Source organism: Paraburkholderia sp. BCC1886 (genome assembly GCF_900996245.1).
GTDB lineage: Bacteria > Pseudomonadota > Gammaproteobacteria > Burkholderiales > Burkholderiaceae > Paraburkholderia.
In genome coordinates, this window is sequence record NZ_CAAJGK010000063.1 from 180,355 (window position 1) to 198,933 (window position 18,579).

At 63.6% G+C, this 18,579-nt stretch carries 17 protein-coding genes; 7 read left to right on the forward strand and 10 right to left on the reverse strand.

Annotated features, from left to right (window positions below):
- The first annotated feature begins 26 nt into the window (after positions 1 to 26).
- Complete coding sequence (locus tag FQ746_RS23000) at positions 27 to 500, forward strand: hypothetical protein (RefSeq protein WP_144111929.1); 474 nt, start codon at positions 27 to 29, stop codon at positions 498 to 500.
- Positions 501 to 543: 43 nt separating this feature from the next.
- On the opposite strand, the gene FQ746_RS23005 is transcribed toward FQ746_RS23000, so the two are convergent.
- Complete coding sequence (locus FQ746_RS23005; RefSeq protein ID WP_144111930.1) at positions 544 to 1,389, reverse strand: aldo/keto reductase; 846 nt, start codon at positions 1,387 to 1,389, stop codon at positions 544 to 546.
- Positions 1,390 to 1,622: 233 nt separating this feature from the next.
- On the opposite strand from FQ746_RS23005, the gene FQ746_RS23010 reads away from it, so the two are divergent.
- Entirely contained in the window at positions 1,623 to 2,369 is a 747-nt protein-coding gene (locus FQ746_RS23010) for a GntR family transcriptional regulator (RefSeq protein ID WP_144111931.1), read from the forward strand.
- Between the two features lie 12 nt (positions 2,370 to 2,381).
- Here the strand turns inward: FQ746_RS23010 and FQ746_RS23015 are convergent, their stop codons facing one another.
- Positions 2,382 to 3,773, reverse strand: a complete 1,392-nt coding sequence (locus tag FQ746_RS23015) for a CoA transferase (protein WP_144111932.1) — start codon at positions 3,771 to 3,773, stop codon at positions 2,382 to 2,384.
- Between the two features lie 112 nt (positions 3,774 to 3,885).
- On the opposite strand from FQ746_RS23015, the gene FQ746_RS23020 reads away from it, so the two are divergent.
- Entirely contained in the window at positions 3,886 to 5,121 is a 1,236-nt protein-coding gene (locus tag FQ746_RS23020) for a citrate/2-methylcitrate synthase (RefSeq protein WP_144111933.1), read from the forward strand.
- Between the two features lie 64 nt (positions 5,122 to 5,185).
- On the opposite strand, the gene FQ746_RS23025 is transcribed toward FQ746_RS23020, so the two are convergent.
- A complete protein-coding gene (locus tag FQ746_RS23025) occupies positions 5,186 to 5,479 on the reverse strand; it encodes a DUF2917 domain-containing protein (protein WP_144111934.1) in 294 nt (97 codons plus the stop codon).
- Positions 5,480 to 5,613: 134 nt separating this feature from the next.
- Here FQ746_RS23025 and FQ746_RS23030 point away from each other — a divergent pair, with 134 nt between their 5' ends.
- The 4 genes from FQ746_RS23030 to FQ746_RS23045 all read left to right on the forward strand — a co-directional run bounded on the left by FQ746_RS23030 (position 5,614) and on the right by FQ746_RS23045 (position 11,621).
- Entirely contained in the window at positions 5,614 to 7,035 is a 1,422-nt protein-coding gene (locus FQ746_RS23030; RefSeq protein WP_144111935.1) for a PLP-dependent aminotransferase family protein, read from the forward strand.
- A 72-nt stretch (positions 7,036 to 7,107) separates the two neighbouring features.
- The gene (gene mdtD / locus FQ746_RS23035) at positions 7,108 to 8,568 is read left to right on the forward strand and encodes a multidrug transporter subunit MdtD (RefSeq protein WP_144111936.1); all 1,461 of its coding nucleotides are present in this window, start codon (positions 7,108 to 7,110) and stop codon (positions 8,566 to 8,568) included.
- 235 nt (positions 8,569 to 8,803) lie between these two features.
- On the forward strand, positions 8,804 to 10,078 hold the full coding sequence (locus FQ746_RS23040; protein ID WP_144111937.1) for an EAL domain-containing protein: 1,275 nt from the start codon (positions 8,804 to 8,806) through the stop codon (positions 10,076 to 10,078).
- 79 nt (positions 10,079 to 10,157) lie between these two features.
- Positions 10,158 to 11,621 (forward strand): NYN domain-containing protein, encoded by a 1,464-nt coding sequence (locus FQ746_RS23045; RefSeq protein WP_144111938.1) that lies wholly within the window; start codon positions 10,158 to 10,160, stop codon positions 11,619 to 11,621.
- 77 nt (positions 11,622 to 11,698) lie between these two features.
- On the opposite strand, the gene FQ746_RS23050 is transcribed toward FQ746_RS23045, so the two are convergent.
- The 7 genes from FQ746_RS23050 to FQ746_RS23080 all read right to left on the reverse strand — a co-directional run bounded on the left by FQ746_RS23050 (position 11,699) and on the right by FQ746_RS23080 (position 18,552).
- Complete coding sequence (locus FQ746_RS23050; protein WP_144111939.1) at positions 11,699 to 12,256, reverse strand: glycine zipper family protein; 558 nt, start codon at positions 12,254 to 12,256, stop codon at positions 11,699 to 11,701.
- Between the two features lie 216 nt (positions 12,257 to 12,472).
- Entirely contained in the window at positions 12,473 to 14,215 is a 1,743-nt protein-coding gene (locus FQ746_RS23055; protein ID WP_144111940.1) for an ABC transporter substrate-binding protein, read from the reverse strand.
- Between the two features lie 116 nt (positions 14,216 to 14,331).
- Positions 14,332 to 14,613 (reverse strand): DUF2160 domain-containing protein, encoded by a 282-nt coding sequence (locus FQ746_RS23060; RefSeq protein WP_144111941.1) that lies wholly within the window; start codon positions 14,611 to 14,613, stop codon positions 14,332 to 14,334.
- A complete protein-coding gene (locus tag FQ746_RS23065) occupies positions 14,613 to 15,422 on the reverse strand; it encodes a carbohydrate ABC transporter permease (protein WP_144111942.1) in 810 nt (269 codons plus the stop codon). The genes FQ746_RS23060 and FQ746_RS23065 overlap by 1 nt, the downstream gene beginning before the upstream one ends.
- Positions 15,412 to 16,320, reverse strand: a complete 909-nt coding sequence (locus FQ746_RS23070) for a carbohydrate ABC transporter permease (RefSeq protein WP_144111943.1) — start codon at positions 16,318 to 16,320, stop codon at positions 15,412 to 15,414. The genes FQ746_RS23065 and FQ746_RS23070 overlap by 11 nt, the downstream gene beginning before the upstream one ends.
- A complete protein-coding gene (locus FQ746_RS23075; protein WP_144111944.1) occupies positions 16,320 to 17,441 on the reverse strand; it encodes an ABC transporter ATP-binding protein in 1,122 nt (373 codons plus the stop codon). Before FQ746_RS23075 ends, FQ746_RS23070 begins: the two co-directional genes overlap by 1 nt.
- Positions 17,428 to 18,552: an ABC transporter ATP-binding protein gene (locus FQ746_RS23080; RefSeq protein ID WP_144111945.1), complete on the reverse strand. Its 1,125-nt coding sequence runs from the start codon at positions 18,550 to 18,552 to the stop codon at positions 17,428 to 17,430. The genes FQ746_RS23075 and FQ746_RS23080 overlap by 14 nt, the downstream gene beginning before the upstream one ends.
- Between the last annotated feature and the right edge of the window lie 27 nt (positions 18,553 to 18,579).

Consider the following 18,579-nt stretch of genomic DNA (forward strand, 5'->3'; position numbering starts at 1 on the left):
AACGTTCGTCAGGAGGGCATCGCACTATGCAAAGAAACGTACCCCGTCACGCAGCACGTATCACCGTCGGCGTCATGATGGCCGGCTCTGTAGCGCTAAGCTCCCTCGCTCATGCGCAGACGCCGCCACCGCCGCCTGCGCAACCCATGTCTCCCACACTGTCGCAAGCCGCACCGCCGGTCGACCCGAGCTTCTCGGCCTATTCGCTGGCCCAGACCTGCAAGCGCCACGACGACAACGTCGCGCAAGGTCAATGTATCGGCGCGATCCGCGGCATCATCCACGGTTATCAGTACGGCGTGCTGTTCCTCTCGCAGCGCGCGTCGCTCGCGCCGAACGAAACGCAACGCGTATCGCTGTGTCTGCGCGATGCACCGGTCTCGTCGATCGTCGACGAGTTCGTCGCGGACGCCGCGCAGGTCAACGAGGATTCACTGAAGCACACCCCAGCCGAAGTCGCGGTGCTGGGGTCCGTGCATATGCATCACAGTTGCAATTAGCCTGAGCGCGGTCCAGCGGGAAAGCCGCCGCGCTCGACACCGCTTACAACATCTCGAGCGGACGTTTGCTGCGCGGCGGCTTGAAAAACGCATCGATCGCGTCCAGTTCTTCTGCGCTGAGTTTCAGTTGCGACGCGCGATAGTTCTCGCGCACATGCTCGACGCTGCCGGCCTTCGGAATCGCGAAGACGCGAGGCTCGCGCAACACCCACGCCAGTGCTACCTGAAACACCGACACGCCGCGTTCGGCGGCAATCTCGTCGAGCGGCGAATGCATCGGCAGGCGCGCATGATCGACCGGGCTGTAGGCCATCGTCGGCATATTGCGTGCGGCGAGCCACGGCAGCAGATCGAATTCGGCGCCACGGCGCGCCACGTTGTACAGAATCTGATTGGTGGCGCACGCGTCGCCACCCGGCGTGGCGAACAGTTCTTCCATATCGGCCGTGTCGAAGTTGCTGACACCCCAATGGCGAATCTTGCCGGCCTCGCGCAATGCCTCGAACCCCGCCACGGTCGCCTCGAGCGGCTCCGTGCCCGACCAGTGCAGCAGATACAGGTCGAGTCGATCCGTCTTCAGACGCTTCAGGCTGCGCTCGCAAGCCGCGATCACGCCGCGCTTGCTGGCATTGTGCGGATACACCTTACTGACCAGAAACACCTGCTCGCGCAAGCCAGCCAGCGCTTCGCCGAGCAGCGATTCGGTCGCGCCGTCACCGTACATTTCGGCGGTGTCGATCAGCGTCATGCCCAGTTCCACGCCTTCGCGCAGCGCGGCGATTTCGGCGGCGCGGCGTTCGGTTCGTTCACCCATCTCCCACGTGCCTTGACCCAGTTTCGGAATGCGTTCGCCGTCGGGCAGGCTCACGCTTGCGATGTCGCTCGTCATGTTGATTCCTCGAAGTGGCTCGATGTGCTGGAGCGGTCGCAAAAAATGCGCCGCGCGCCGTCACGAATTTCTGCACGGACGCCGCGCACGGTTTGACGCACCGCTTTCCATGCAAAGTCGAGTGTCGAGTTTAGCGCCGCGACGCACAGGCTACCCGCCTCAGGGCAAACGTTCGCTATAACGCAGCGCCCCGATGTCATAGAATTGCCGCTTGCTCCTCTTGCCTGAGTCCCATGACCTCTGCCTCGGAAGACCGCTGGCGCGACCTGCGCCCGGACCCGGAAAACGACACGCCGCTTTATCTGCAACTGGCCCGCAAGCTCGGCACCGCGATTCACGAAAGCCGCTGGAACGCCGGCGAGGCATTGCCGTCGGAGCGTGTGCTGTCCGAAGCGCTCGGCGTCTCGCGCATCACCTCGCGCAAGGCGATCGCGTTGCTGGTCGAACAGGGCTTGATCCGGCGCACGCAAGGCGCGGGCAGTTTCATCACGCCGCGCTACGAAGATCCGCTGTCGCGACTGTCGAGCTTTAGTGAAATGCTGCGGCGGCGCGGCTTCAAGCCCAGTTCGAAATGGCTGTCGCGCGAGATCATGCCGGCCAATCGCGATGAAGTGATCCAGCTCGGCTTGTCCCCGGCAGCGGCGGTCACCCGATTGCGCCGCCTGCGGCTCGCGGACGGCATCGTGATGGCCGTGGAGAACTCCACCTTCCCCGCCGCCGTGATTCCCGATCCCAATGCAATCGGCGATTCGCTTTATACGTACCTGGAAAATCGCGGCCTGACGATCGTGCGGGCATTGCAGCATTTTCGCGCGGTCAACGCGACGGCGGAAATTGCGCAGCAGATGAATATCGTCCCGAACGAGGCTTTACTGCTGATTACCCGCGTGGGCTACACGGCGGATCAACGGGCCATCGAACTGACCGACACTTACTGCCGCAACGACTACTACGACTTCGTCGCGGAGTTGCGCAAGTAACACACGAAGGCTTCACGCCCAGCTTGCGTCGTGCGCGCCCACGCGCGACGGCGGCAGGCCGAAGTATGCGGGTGTCTCCTCCATCTGCTCGGCGGGCAACACGCCCAGCACGCTGCCGAACTCCGATTGCACGGTGCCGAGACAATCCCGCACGTCGTCGATACCGACGTCCGGCGCCTTCCAGCCGTCCTCGATCAGACCGAACGATTGCAACCAGCGCCCGGTTTGCGCGAGCGACACGCGGACATGCCAGCTACCGCCTTCGGTCGCGCGTCGCGCCAGCGCGACCATTGCACCGAACGCGGCCAGATAACCGGTTGCATGATCGAGCGCCTGACACGGCAGATGTTTGGGCTCGTCCCAACCGGCGGCTCGACGCTCCGTCCACGCAATCCCGCTGGCCGACTGCACCAGACTGTCGAAGCCGCGTCGCTGCGCCCACGGTCCCGCATGGCTGTATGCGCAGACCGACACATACACGATGCCGGGCCGCACCTGCGCCAGTGCTTCGGGACTCAGCCCCCGCGCGGCCAATGCGCCGGGGCGATACGCCTGCAGGAACACATCCGCGTCGCGCACGAGTCCCAGCAGGCGCTCACGCTGCGCCGCATCGCGCAGATCGAGCACGGCCGACCGTTTGCCGCGGCTGTTGTCGATCACGAGCGGCGCGATGTTCGGCAGATGCGGACCGTTGATCATCAACACGTCGGCGCCATGCTGCGCCAGCGCACGCCCCGCGACCGGCCCGGCGATGATGCGTGACAGGTCCAGCACGCGCACGCCTGCGAGCGGCCGCGAGGCGTCGTCGCGACGGGGTGGCTCGGCGGGCGCATCGCCAATGCGCTCGATCTCGAACAGCGGCAGGCTCGCAATCGCCTGTGCCTGTTCGTGCGCGGCCCACTCGTCGGGTGAGCGGATCAGTGCCGCGCACAGACCCGCGTCGGCCAGCGCCTGATCGAGCGTGGCGCCGTCCCAGCCGCGAATCGCCTGCACGACGGACGCGTGATCGTTCGACGCGCCGAGCACTTTCAACACGCCTTGCAGGTGATGCGGGAAGTTCGTGTGCAGTTGAATCCAGCCGCCATCGCGCGTTTCGTAGAAGCCCATGATCGGATCGCGCAACGCGGGCGGCGGCCCGTCGTTGATACGCAGATAGCGCTCGCTGCGAAACGACGCCAGGGCGCGCCGCATCTCCACGCCGACCGATTGTCTGCGGCCGGTCCGCAGCCGGTGATATTCGGCTGCGGCCAGACCGGTCGCGCCGATGGTCGCCGACGCCAGCGCGCCCACGTGATAAACCGAAGGCAAGCCCGGTTCGGCGCCGGAAAACGACAGAGCGTGCAGCGCGGTCGGGTCGCAGCCGGCCAAAGTCCAAAGCTGTTTGAGCGCGAGTTCAGGCGTCATGACAGGTATTCCGAAAGAAGAAAGTGAACGCAGTCTAGAATTCCTCTTTGCTGGAATCAATCTTGATTATGATAATCAACCCATATTGATTTTTTGCCACCGGGAACCGTTCATGCCGACTTCCTCGTTCTTCACCGCGTCAGAAGCCGCCGCCGCGCTCGGCATCAGCCTGCCCACGCTGTACGCGTACGTGAGCCGGGGCATGCTGAGTTCTGCGCCCCACCCACAGGGCAAGCACCGTCTCTACGACGCCGCCGAGGTCCGGCGTCTTGCACGCCGCAAGGCCGACGGCAAGCGCGCCGGCAAGGTCGCGCAAAAGGTGCTGGACTGGGGCGTGCCGGTGCTCGAATCGTCGATCACGCTGGTTGCCGACGGTCGCCTGCTGTATCGCGGACACGATGCCGGAACGCTCGCGCAGCGCGCCACGCTTGAAGAGATTGCGGCGTTGCTGTGGGAATGCAGCGTAAAGCGCGTGACCGAGTCGGCGGCCATGCCGCTTGGTACGGCTCAGTGGTCCGCATGGCTCAAGCTGTGGAGCGACAGCACGCCGGTCGATCGCGCGCTGGTGCTGTTGCCGGCTGCCGCTTCGCATCTGCCGCGCGTGTGGGCGCTCGGCGCCGATGCGCAACTCGACAACGCGTGTGCGGTGATGCGTCTGCTGGCCGCCGCGATGATCTCGGTCGTGCCGACCAGCGAACCCATGCATCGGCAACTGGCCGCGGCGTGGCAGGTTCGCAACCGGCAGCAAACGAGCCTGTTGCGCGCGGCGCTGGTGTTGTGTGCGGACCATGAGCTGAACGCGTCGACCTTCACGGTGCGCTGCATCACGTCGACGGGAACCCATCTGTTCGGCGCGGTGGCGGGCGGCCTGGCCGCGCTGGCGGGCCCGCGGCATGGCGGCGAGACGGTGCGGGTCGCCGCCCTGTTCGAGGAAGCCGCGCGCGCGCCCGACCTCGACCGCTATCTGGCGAACCGGCTAGCCCAACACGAACAGCGTGCGCCGGGACCGGTGCTGTCGGGCTTCGGTCATCCGCTTTATCCGCAGGGCGATCCGCGCGCACGCGTACTGCTGGCGCTGCTGGCCGAGTGTGCGCCGGCCCGTTCACCGCTCGGTGACGTGCTCGCGCTGGCACAGGCGGTTCACGACACCACGGGCGCGGAACCCACTTTGGATTTCGCGCTGGCTGCTATCGAGCGGGTATTGGGATTGCCGTCCGGCGCGGCTTTCACGCTGTTCGCGGTAGGCCGGGTGGTGGGCTGGATCGCCCATGCGATGGAACAGACGCGCGACGGGCGACTGATACGGCCGCGTGCGCGTTATATCGGGGACTACAGGGAAGATAGCTGATTCAATTCAGCGAGTCGGTGCGGTTCACGCCGCTCGCCGTCGATGCCTGGATCAAAGCCTTCGCTCAGGCCACGCCCAACCAGCGCAATACCGGCAGACTGCGCACCGGCCGCACAATGCTTTTATCCGAGCCGCTCGCCCACGCGAACCGGGCGCCGGCCCGTCCTGCACTAATCCACGCCACCGCGTTGCGCGGCAACTCGATGGATTGCCCGGTCGCCAGCCAGTGATCTTCGCTGTCGCCCTGAACGGTTAGCCAGATTTCGCCGGAGATCACCTTGAAAGTCGACGGGCGCGCGACACGCCAGGCTGCCGCGGGCTCATCATGTTCGAGTTCGAAAATCCGCACTTCACGCATCGCCATTCTCCCGTCAGAAATCATTTCTGTTGCAGCGATTATTGACGTGAGATCATCTTCCACCCATGCACAGTTCCGAACACTTTCGGTGGAACTGTTCAGTCGAAAAACCGGACAGTTGACGGAGACAGACTATGAGACTCGACATTCAGCTCGATCGGGACAACGGCGTGCCGCTTACCGAGCAGATCGTCTCCGGCGTGACGACGTGGATCCGCTCACGGGCCGCCCACCCCGGCTCCAAGCTGCCGTCCATCCGCCAGTTCTCGGCGGACTTCGGCGTGAGCCGTTTTCCGGTGATCGAGGCGTACGACCGGCTGGTGTCGCTCGGCTACGTGGATTCACGTCACGGCTCGGGCTTTTATGTCGCAGAACGGCAGCCGGTCGGCCTGACCTGTCAGGGCACGTCGGACCCGCGCCGGGCCGAGGGCGAGTCCGAACATCTGCTGCAGCAGTTCAATCAGCCAGGCGAGACGCTGAAGCTCGGCAGCGGCTTCATTCCGGAAGCGTGGCGCGACATGGACAGCCTCGCGCAAGCCATCCGTCATGTGTCGCGCACCGACCCCGCCAGCATGATCGACTATGCGACGCCGCTCGGTAACCTGACCTTGCGCGAGCATCTGCAAAGCCGCATCGGCCAACTGGGCATTCAGGCGGACGCTGCGCAGATTCTCATCACCAACGGCGCGAGCCAGGCGCTCGACCTGCTGATGCGCTACATGCTCAAGGCCGGCGACACGATCTTCGTGGAAGACCCCGGCTACTACAACCTCTACGGCCTGCTGAAACTGCACGGCGTGAAGCTGATCGGCATTCCGCGCACGCATAGCGGCCCGGACCTGGAGGTGATGCAGGCGCAGTTGAAGCTGCATCGGCCGAAGCTGCTGTTCATCAACACGGTGTTCCACAACCCGACCGGCACGACGGTGGCGCCGCCGGTCGCGTTCCGCCTGCTGCAACTCGCGCGCGAGCATGGCTTCAAGATTATCGAAGACGATATCTATGCGGACTTTCAGAGCGACGTCACCGACCGGCTCGCGACACTCGATCAGCTCGAACACGTGATTTACGTCGGCGGCCTGTCGAAGACGCTCTCGTCGTCGCTGCGGATCGGCTACATCGTGGCCAGTCACGCGATCATCAAGGATCTGGTCGACATCAAGATGCTGACCAGCATCGGCGGCTCGCGCTTCGTCGAAGCGGTGGCGGTCTCGCTGCTGGAGCGCGGCGCGTACCGCAAATACCTGGACCGGCTGCGCCGCCGGATGCGCGACGCGTTGGGCTCGACCATCCAGACACTCGAAGACGCCGGCTGGGAACTGTTCGAAAAGCCCGTCGGCGGCAAGTTCGTCTGGGCGCGCGTGCCGCACGTGGAGGACGCCGGGCGGCTGGTCCAATGCGGCATCCCGCTGGGCGTCACCGTCGTGCCCGGCAGCTATTTCCGGCCCAACACCGAGGTCAGTCCGTGGATTCGCATTCATGCCGCGTTCGGCAACGATCCACGGGCTCAGGCGTTCTTCCATGCGGCGGCGGCGCTGCCCGGCCCGATCGGCTAATTGCTGGGCATGCCACAGCGTTTTCCCTAGAATAGCCAGTCTCTCCCCGTCCGCGCGCGCCAGCCGCCACTCATGCCGACCTCCCCCATCTCGCCCACGCCGTCCGCTCAGCCGTCCCGCACGCCTTCCGCCCGCTCGCTGACCGTGATGCTGTGGCTGGTGGCGACCGGCTTCTTCATGCAGACGCTCGATTCGACCATCGTCAATACGGCGCTCCCGGCGATGGCCACCAGTCTCGGCGAGTTGCCCTTGCGCATGCAGTCGGTGGTGATCGCCTATTCGCTGACGATGGCGGTGATGATTCCCGTATCCGGCTGGCTCGCCGACAAGCTCGGCACGCGGCGGGTGTTTTTCAGCGCGATTCTGGTGTTCGCGGTCGGCTCGCTGCTCTGCGCGAATGCCCATACGCTGAATCAGCTGGTGGCGTTCCGGATTGCCCAGGGCGTGGGCGGCGCGATGCTGCTGCCAGTGGGAAGGCTCGCGGTCCTGCGCACTTTCCCGGCGGAACGCTATCTGTCGGCGCTGTCGTTCGTCGCCATTCCTGGGCTGATCGGACCGCTGATCGGCCCGACGCTCGGCGGCTGGCTAGTGAAAATCGCGTCGTGGCACTGGATCTTTCTGATCAACGTGCCGGTGGGCATTGTCGGCTGTATCGCGACGTTCATCTTCATGCCGGACAGCCGCAATACCCATGTCGGCAAGTTCGATCTCAAGGGTTACCTGCTGCTGGTGGTCGGCATGGTGGCCATCTCGTTCGCGCTCGACGGGCGCAGCGAACTCGGCATTCAGCACGCAACGGTGCTTGTGCTGCTGATTCTCAGCCTCGCCTGCTTCGTCGCCTATGGCCTGCACGCGGTGCGCGAACCGCAGCCGCTGTTCTCGCTCGATCTCTTCAGAATTCACACGTTCAGCGTCGGCCTGCTCGGCAACCTGTTCGCGCGGATCGGCAGCGGCGCGATGCCGTATCTGCTGCCTCTGTTATTGCAGGTGAGTCTCGGCTATAGCGCATTCGAAGCCGGCCTGATGATGCTGCCCGTCGCCGCCGCGGGCATGGCGTCCAAACGCCTCGTGACGTTTCTGATCGTCAAGTACAGCTACCGGCGAGTGCTGATCGTCAATACGGTGCTGGTCGGCCTGTTCATGGCGAGCTTCGGGTTGACCAGCGCGGACCAGCCGCTCTGGCTGCGGCTCGTGCAACTCGCGTGCTTCGGCGGCGTCAATTCCATTCAGTTCACCGCGATGAATACGCTCACGCTGAAAGACCTCGGCACCGGCGGCGCGAGCAGCGGCAACAGCCTGTTCTCGCTAGTCCAGATGCTGTCGATGAGTCTCGGCGTGACGGTCGCCGGCGCACTGCTCGCAACGTTCACCGGCCTGCTGCCGCGCGTGACCGCGGCGAATTCGCTGCCCGCTTTTCATGCGACGTTCCTGTGTGTCGGCATTATTACGGCAGGGACCTCGTGGATCTTTGCGCAACTGTCGCCGGACATCCGCACCCCGGCGAAGAAGACCGATCCGTCCGAACGCACGTGAGCGCGTGCGCGCCGCACGACCCGCGGCGGGGCGCGACTCGCACCAGCGCTGTGCGAATCGTCGCCTTCCTGCGCGTGCCGAGGCCTCGCTACCGCAACCAGCCATGCGCGAGCGTGCGATCGGCGCCCATCCTCATGCGCATAGTTCTTGCTCGGCTATCCTGTAAACTCACGTTTTACGCAAGCCGCTCGTGCCGAGCCGGCAAGCGCGCCGCCACTCTCACACGACCGACATCATGAGCATGATCGACCTCGATCCTCCCGGCTTCCAGCCGCCCCGCCCGATGGCCGGCGACGAGGGCTCGCGACGCACCGTCCTGTATGGCGGCTACACCGTATTCAGCGTGTTCCAGCCGGTTTTCTCGGTCTCGCACCGTCGCGCCATCGGCTATCACGCCTCGCTGCGGGCGCGTGACGAACATGCGGTGCAAGTCCCCTCGCACGAAGTCTTCACACAAGCCGCGCGCCGCGGCGATCTGCTGGAACTCGGCCGGCTGGCCGAATCGCTGCATCTGGGCAATTTCAACGCGTTCGACAGCCACGACGAATGGCTGTTTTTGAGCCTGCACCCCGCCGCGTTGATGGACACCAGCTACGGCGACGCCCTGCTCGCCGGCCTCAAGGCGCTCGGTTTGCCGCCGCAGCGCGTGGTGCTCGAAGTCTCCGAACAGGCCGGCGGCGAGACCACACGGTTCGCCGAAATCATCGACGCGCTGCGCAAATCCGGTTTTCTGATCGCGCTGGACGGCTTCGGCGCGAAGCATTCGAACATCGACCGCGTGTGGAATCTGCGGCCGGACATCGTCACGCTCGACCGCTGCATCCTCGCGCAGGCGAGCGAGCATTCGCATATCGAACGCGTGTTGCCGGGCCTCGTTTCGCTGCTGCACGAGTCCGGGCAACTCGTGTTGATGGGCGGCCTCAGCACCGAGCGCGACGCGTTGATCGCGCTGGAATGCAATGTCGATTTCGTGCAGGGCGCGTACTTCGCGGGCCCGAGCGTCGAGCCGGTCAAGCCGCAGGCGGCCGCCGGACTGATGGATTCGCTGTCCGCGGCGCTGCGTGAACGGGTCGCCACGCGCGAACGCTCGCAAGCCGCGCGGCTCGCACCGTACGTGAAGGCGTTGGAGACGGCGGCTCTGCAACTCATCGCCGGCGAGTCGGTCACGCAAGCCACCGCGCCGCTGCTGACGCTCGGCGAAACCGCGCGCTGTTTCGTGCTCGACGGTTCGGGCCGGCAGATCGGCGACAACGTCTTGCCGCCGGGACGCGCATCGCAACGCGCCAAACGCTTCCGTCCGCTCCTGCATTCGGAAGGCGCGAGCTGGGAACGCCGGCCGTATTTCATCCAGGCGATGCGTGTGCCGGGTCAGGTGCATCTCACGCCGCCGTATCTGTCGATCAACGAAGCGCATCTGTGCGTGACCGCGTCGATCGCGGCGCATACGCCGCACGGCACGCAGGTGCTGTGCGTGGACATCAACTGGGAAGTCGCCGCGCACCGTAGTTGAAAACGCGATCGTTTTCGCTGGAGTCGCTATCATGGTCGCGATTCGTCGAGTCCGACGAACCGCTTCAATGGAGAGATACATGGCGTCATCCAACGAAACCGTCAGCATGGCGCTATTCTGCGACTTCGAAAACGTCGCGCTCGGCGTGCGCGACGCGAAGTACGACAAGTTCGACATCAAGCTGGTGCTCGAACGTCTGCTGCTCAAAGGCAGCATCGTCGTCAAGAAGGCCTACTGCGACTGGGATCGCTACAAGAGTTTCAAAGGCGCGATGCACGAGGCCAATTTCGAACTGATCGAAATTCCGCACGTGCGCCAGTCAGGCAAGAATTCCGCCGACATCCGGCTCGTGGTCGACGCGCTCGACCTCTGCTACACCAAATCGCACGTCAATACCTTCGTCATCATCAGCGGCGATTCGGATTTCTCGCCGCTCGTGTCGAAGCTGCGCGAAAACGCCAAGCAGGTGATCGGCGTCGGCGTGCAGCAATCCACTTCCGACCTGCTGATCGCGAACTGCGACGAGTTTTTCTTCTACGACGACCTGGTGCGCGAAAGTCAACGCACCGTCACCAAACGCGAGCCGTCGCGTCCGCAACCGGCAGCGCAGCAAGCCGCCAAACGCGCGCCGGACGAAGAGAAGAAAAGCCACAAGGAAGATATCGAAAAGCGCCGCACCAAGGCTGTCGAAATCGCCGTGCAGACGTTCGACGCGCTCGCCTCTGAACGTGGCGACGGCGGCAAGATCTGGGCGTCGGTGCTGAAGAATGCGATCAAGCGTCGCAAGCCGGATTTCAACGAAACGTACTACGGGTTTCGCGCGTTCGGCAATCTGCTGGAAGAAGCGCAAGCGCGCGGCTTGCTGGAATTCGGCCGCGACGAGAAGTCCGGCGCTTATGTGTATCGCAGCACGGGCGCTACCGTAACCGGCGATACGTCGGGCGAGGCGATGGAGTCCGTCGAGTCGGTGGAGATGAGTGGTTCGGGCGATGAGCCCCAGGTGGCCGACGCGGCGGTGGCGGCTTCGGTGGAGTCCGGTGGCAAGCACGAGTCGCGGCGGCGCGGGCGCGGCAATCGTAAGTCGTCGGGACGGAATCAGTCGGAGCCGGTTCACCAGGAGCAGACTGTCGCGGCGAATGGCGCAAGTGAGTGGACGCAACCCGAGTATGGGCGCGAACACTCGCCATCAGGCAACGCGGACGAGTTCGAACAGGCGCAGCCTGTGTGGGACGAAACCGAGAGCCTGCGCGAGGCGGCGGCCGAAGAACCGGTGATCGTCGCTCATGAAGAGGCGCTGGAAACGAACGACACGCCGTCACGTCACCGCAAGGAACGCGCACCGCGTAAGCCGGCGGCGAAGAAGGCAAAGAAGACAGCGCAACCGACGCCCGACGAGTCGACAAATGTGCCTGTCGTGGCAGAGGCAAGACCGGTAGCTTATGCCGATGACGACGCGCCTGCGCCCGCTAAAAAGACCGCTCGCAAAACGGCGTCGCGTAGCCGCCGTCCGCGTAAAGCGAGCACCGCGAACGACGCGGAATAAAGCTGCGCTTCGTCAGGCTTCGTGTGCCGCTGGGCTGTTAGCGGCCACGACGCCGTTTCCATACTGGCTCAGACCAATCAGTAATACGGATACGGTGCGTACATGACCGGCGGCGGCGGCGCGTAATAGCGCGGTGCCGGCGCGACATACACCGGTTGCGGCGCATACATCTGCTGCGGCTGCGAAATCGTATTGCCCTTCGACGTCATGCACTGCGCGTAGGCCGCGTCATAGCGTGCCTGCATGCCGTCGGCCGAGTATTGCGCGCCGTTGGCACCGTTCGCGCTGCCGAGCAGCAAACCGCTGCCCGCGCCGATCGCCGCGCCCGCACCGGCATTCCCGGCCGCCGCGCCGATCAGCGCGCCGACGGCTGCGCCGCCGAGCGTACCCAGCGCTGCACTGTTCACACTATTGTTGGTGGCGGCTTGCGACGCACCCGCCGGGTCGGTGGAGCGATTCGCGTAGTCGCGACAGGAATAATCGTCTTGCTGGAACTGGTTGAGCGGCTCGCCGCTACGCGGCAGCGCGACGATCGACGGACCGCTAGGCGGCATCACCGCGCAGCCGCCGAGAATGGCGAGCGCAACGAGGCTGAGCGGCAGGGCGACGCGTAGGGGTTGAAGACGTGAATTCATGAGAGCGCGGGTTACATGAAATGGGAAGCTAACGTTAGGCCTATCGACGCGAGCCGTGGTTACGAGACAGTTACCGGATCTTTTTCCATTTACATTTGGACACGCGCAAGCGGGTTTCGATGGGTGGCGGTTACCAACTGTGACAAAAAAGTTGCGAAGGCGAATCAGTCACCGCACCGCAACGGCGGGCGGCCCGTAGACCGCCCCGCCGTCGTCCTACCTGACCTTCCCCTGCTTCCACGCACTGAGCAGCTGGTCGTATTTGACCGTCTCGCCCTTCGGCTTTTCGTTAGCCAGCTTCTTCCACGGCGCATGTTGATCCGACAGCCATTTCGACGGATCGCTTTCCGGGTTCAGTTCCGGCGCGCAAACCTTCATTCCCGCGCGCTGCAAGCGGCCCAGCACCTGGTCCATCTCCTTCGCCAGGTTGTCCATTGCGGCCTGCGGCGTCTTTTCGCCCGCCACCGCGGTCGCGACATTCTTCCACCACAACTGCGCCATCTTCGGATAATCCGGCACGTTGTTGCCGGTCGGCGTCCACGCGACGCGCGCCGGGCTTCGGTAGAACTCGATCAGCCCGCCGTATTTGTCCGCGTTCTTCGTGAAGTAATCGCTATGGATGTCGGAGTCGCGAATGAACGTGAGCCCGGTAATCGACTTCTTCAGCGACACGGTTTTGGACGTGACGAACTGCGCATAGAGCCACGCGGCGGCACGCTGGTTCGGCGGCGTCGATTTGAAGAAGGTCCAGGAGCCGACGTCCTGGTAGCCGTTCTGCATGCCGTCCTTCCAGTACGGACCATGCGGCGACGGCGCCATCCGCCACTTCGGCGTGCCGTCCGCGTTGGTGACGTTGCCGGGTTTCAGCATGGACGCGGTGAACGCGCTGTACCAGAACACCTGCTGCGCGATCTTGCCTTGCGCCGGCACCGGCCCTGCTTCGTTGAACGTCATACCGGAGGCTTCGGGCGGTGCATATTTCTTCAGCCAGTCGATGTACTTGGTGGTCGCGAATACCGCCGCCGGGCTATTGGTGCCGCCGCCGCGACTGACCGAGGCGCCCACCGCATGACAACCGTCCGGCGTCACGCGAATCCCCCACTCGTCGACCGGCATGCCGTTCGGAATACCCTTGTCCGCTTCGCCCGCCATCGACAGCCAGGCATCGGTAAAGCGCCAGCCGAGTGACGGATCTTTTTTACCGTAGTCCATATGGCCGTAGACTTTCTCGCCGTCGATGGTCTTCACGTCGTTGGTGAAAAACTCCGCGATGTCCTCATACGCCGACCAGTTGACCGGCACGCCCAGCTCGTAACCGTATTTCGCCTTGAACTTGTCCTGCAGGTCCTTGCGCGCAAACCAGTCCGCCCGGAACCAGTAGAGGTTGGCGAACTGCTGGTCGGGTAACTGGTAGAGCTTCTTGTCGGGCGCCGTCGTGAAACTCGTGCCGATAAAGTCCTTGATGTCGAGCCCCGGGTTCGTGTACTGCTTGCCCTCGCCGGCCATGTAGTCGGACAGCGGCATGATCACGCCGTAACGGTAGTGCGTGCCGATCAGATCGGAGTCGGAAATCCAGCCGTCGTAAATGCTCTGTCCGGATTGCATCGACGTCTGCAGTTTCTCGACGACATCGCCTTCCTGAATGATGTCGTGCTTGACCGAAATACCGGTGATTTCGGTGAATGCCTTCGCGAGGGTCTTCGATTCGTACATGTGCGTGTCCAGCGTTTCCGACACCACGTGAACTTCCTTCACGCCGGCTTTTTTCAGCGTGTCGGCGGTGTCCATGAACCACTTCATCTCGTCCATCTGTTGCGGCTTCGTCAACGTGCTCGGCTGGAACTCGCTGTCGATCCACTTCTGCGCTTCAGGCGTGCCGGCTATCGCGAGGTGGCTCGTCAGGCCGCCCGCGACGATGCTCGCCACCGCGAGCGCGATGATGCGTCTCCTTCGTTGCATGACTCTCTCCTGTTCCTCTGTCTACGTCCCCTTTTGGATCGACTGCCAGCTCCGCCCGGGGCATTAACGGAACCGGTCTGTCCAGATAAGCAAAAACATCGAGGACGCGGCGCCGGTCAGCCTTTCCACATGACGAGGCCCAGCACGAGCATCGACGCGGCGAAACCGGGCCACGCGCTGGCGCTTTCCGCGCTCAGGCCGATCCACGCGAGATTCACGTAGGCGGCCGCCAGCAATCCGATGAACAGCCGGTCGCCGCGCGTGGTGCCGATCGGCAGGAAGCCCTTGCGCTCGACGGTCGGCGAGCGGATTTCCCACACGGTCATGCCGGCGAGCATCACGACGACGCAGCCGAAAAAGATGGCGACTTCGGGGGTCCAGTACATCCACGTGAGCATCACACTCTCCCCATCGCAAAGCCCTTCGCGATGTAGTTGCGCACGAAGTAGATGACGAGCGCGCCGGGCACGATGGTCAGCACACCCGCGGCCGACAGCACGCCCCAATCCATGCCTGCCGCCGATACCGTGCGCGTCATCACGGCGGCGATCGGCTTGGCGTTGACGGTGGTCAGCGTGCGCGCGAGCAGCAATTCGACCCAGCTGAACATGAAGCAGAAGAACGCCGTCACGCCGACACCGGATTTGACCAGCGGCAGGAAAATCTTCACGAAGAAGGCGGGGAAGGTATAGCCGTCGATATAAGCGGTCTCGTCGATTTCACGGGGCACGCCCGACATGAAGCCTTCGAGAATCCACACCGCGAGCGGTACGTTGAACAGCATGTGCGCGAGCGCGACTGCGATATACGTATCCATCAGACCGACGCTCGAATACAACTGGAAGAACGGCAGCAGGAACACCGCCGGCGGCGTCATCCGGTTGGTCAGCAGCCAGAAGAACATGTGTTTGTCGCCGAGAAAGCGGTAGCGCGAGAACGCATAGGCGGCGGGCAGCGCGACCAGCACGGACATCACCGTGTTCATCAGCACGTAGACGATGGAGTTGATGTAGCCCCAGTACCACGACGGGTCCGTGAAGATGACCTTGTAGTTGGCGAAGGTCACGTGATGCGGCCAGATCGCAAATGCCGACATCGTTTCTTCGTTGGTGCGCAGCGAGATGGACAGCATCCAGTACAGCGGGATCAGTGCGAACAGGATGTACAGCGTCAGCACGAGAACGCGCATCCAGCGGTTATTGCGCATGGTCGTCTCCCGCTCCCGGCGACGCCGCGGCGGAACCGCCCTTGCCGACGCGCTCCATCCAGTTGTAGAGGATGAAGCAAAGCAACAGGATGATCAGGAAGTAGATCAGCGAGAACGCTGCAGCCGGGCCCAGATCGAATTGGCCGACCGCCTTTTGCGTCAGATACTGCGAGAGAAACGTGGTCGAATCGCCTGGACCGCCGCCCGTCAGCACGAAAGGCTCGGTGTAGATCATGAAGCTGTCCATGAAGCGCAGGAGCACTGCGATCATCAGGACACCGCGCATCTTCGGCAACTCGATATAGCGGAATACCGCGAAGCGACTCGCGCCGTCGATCTCGGCGGCCTGGTAAAACGCCGCAGGGATGGCCCGCAAACCGGCATAGCCGAGCAATGCGACGAGCGGCGTCCAGTGCCAGATATCCATCACGAGCACCGTGATCCATGCCGCGGTGGGACTCGCGGTGTAGTTGTAGTCGAAGCCCGCATGATTGAGCGTATAGCCGAGCAGACCGATATCCGGGCGACCGAAAATCTGCCAGATCGTGCCGACGACATTCCACGGAATCAGGAGTGGCATGGCCAGCACGACGAGCGACGCCGACGCGCGCCATCCGGAGACCGGCATGGCCAGTGCCAGCCCGACACCCAGTGGAATTTCGAACAGCAGCACGCAGGCGGAGAAGACGATCTGCCGGCCGAGTGCGCCACGCAGATCGTCGTCGTTGATGATCGCGCGGAACCACTCGGTCCCGACGAATACGTGCTGCGTCGGACTGATGATGTCCTGCACCGAATAGTTGACCACCGTCATCAGCGGCAGGATCGCCGAGAACGCCACGCAGATGAATACCGGCACGACCAGCAGCCACGCTTTCTGGTTCACGGGCTTGTTCATCACGCGATCCTTTCGTCGTTACTAAAAAAGACGGTTTGCGGCGTCACGAGCTTGAGCCAGACGGTAGCGTCGTTGGCATCGATGCGCTGGTGCGGCTCCACCTTCGCTCTGAACACATGACCGTCGCATTGCGCGGTGACCAGTTGATAGTTGCCGAGCTGCTGGACGCGCAGCACCCTGGCTTGCACCGCGCCGGTCTGCACCGCGCCGGCTTGCACCGCGCCGGCTTGCTCGCCGCTCGCCACGCTCACGAACTCCGGGCGGATGCCGAGCTTCAATGCACCGCTTGCATGCCTGAGCGTCTCGAGCGTGCGGGGATCGACCTGCATCTGCTGTGTGCCGATCTTCACGCCGTGACCGTTCAGCTCGACGGGGCACAGGTTCATGCCCGGACTGCCGATGAAATACCCGACGAACGCATGATCGGGCCGCAAAAACAACGCGTCCGGACCGCCCTTCTGCACGACGCGGCCGTTCGTCATCACCACGACTTCATCGGCGAACGTGAGTGCTTCCACCTGATCGTGCGTGACGTAGATCAACGTGAGTTTCAGTTGCTGATGGATCTTCTTCAACTGACGCCGCAAGATCCATTTCATGTGCGGGTCGATCACGGTCAACGGTTCGTCGAACAGGATCGCCGCGACATCCTTGCGCACGAGGCCGCGACCGAGCGAGATTTTCTGTTTCGCATCCGCCGACAGGTTGCTCGCTTTGCGCGGCAACTCGCGCGTCATGTCGAGTATCTCCGCCACCTCGTGAACGCGCTGTTTCACTTCACGTGCAGGCACTTTGCGATTGCGCAACGGAAACGCGAGGTTGTCGAACACGCTCATCGTGTCGTAGATCACGGGGAACTGAAACACTTGCGCGATGTTGCGTTCGCGCGGACTCAACCCGGTGATATCGCGCCCGTCGAACAGCACCCGGCCTTCGGAGGGTGTGACCAGACCAGACACGATGTTGAGCAGCGTCGACTTGCCGCAACCCGATGGACCGAGCAGCGCATAGGCGCCCCCATCTTCCCAGACCATGCTCATGGGCTGCAACGCATAGTCGTCCAGCGTGGCGGGGTTCGGACCATACGCGTGCGCGAGTTGCTGGAATTCAATGCGCGCCATGAACGGCCTCCGGGCCCGAGACCAGCTTCGTATCCGCGCCGAATACGAACAGCTCGTCGGGGTCGATGTAGACGTCGAGTTGCGTGCCGAGATCGATCTGATGCACGCCTTGAAGTTGCGCGACGAGATCCACGCCGCCGTCTCGCGTATGGAGATGCAGATAGGTTTCGGAGCCGCTCAGTTCGGCGAGTTCCAGCCGGCACGACACCGCGACGGCCTGCGCGCTGCGCGGTGCGAGGCGCAGATGGCCGGGCCGGATGCCGATCCGTAAAGCCGCGTCGTGCTGCAATGCTCGCGTGTCCACCGCTTCCCGCCCTGTGACGCGTTCGAGCGGCAGATCGATACCGATCGGCAAGTGCGCGATGCCGTCGGCGGTAATGTCGCTCACGAGCATGTTCATCGGCGGATCGTTGAATACGGTGGCGACGGCTACGTTCGCCGGCGCGTTGTAGACGTCGAGCGTCGGACCTTGCTGCAGCACGCGGCCTTTGTCGACGATCGCCGTATAGCCGCCCAACAGCAGCGCTTCGAGCGGCTCGGTGGTTGCATAGACGACAGTGGTCTTGCCATCCGCGAATAGGGTTGCCAGTTCGACGCGCAACTCTTCGCGCAGCTTGTAGTCGAGGTTGACGAGCGGTTCGTCGAGCAAGACCAGCGACGATCGCTTGACCAGTGCGCGTGCCAGTGCGCAACGCTGCTGCTGGCCACCGGACAGTTCGCCGGGCCTGCGCTGCAGTAGATGCTCGATATGAAGTTTGGAGGCGACTTCGTGAACCCGGCGCTTCACTTCGCCGGCCGACGTCTTTTGAAGCTTCAGCGGCGAGGCGATGTTGTCGAACACCGTCATGACCGGATAGTTGATGAACTGCTGATACACCATTGCGAGGTTGCGCTGCCGTACGCTCACGCCTGTGACGTCGAGGCCGTCGGCGAGCACGCGGCCCGAGGCCGGTCGGTCGAGTCCGGCCATCACGCGCATCAACGTGGTTTTGCCGGCCTGCGTAGGCCCGAGCAACACGTTGATCGCACCGGGCACGAGCCGCAGATCGACGCCGTACAAATGCGTTTGCGCGCCCGATACGACGGTCACCCGCTCCAGTTCCAGGACCAAATCGCTCTCCTTTGTTCGAGTGCGTAT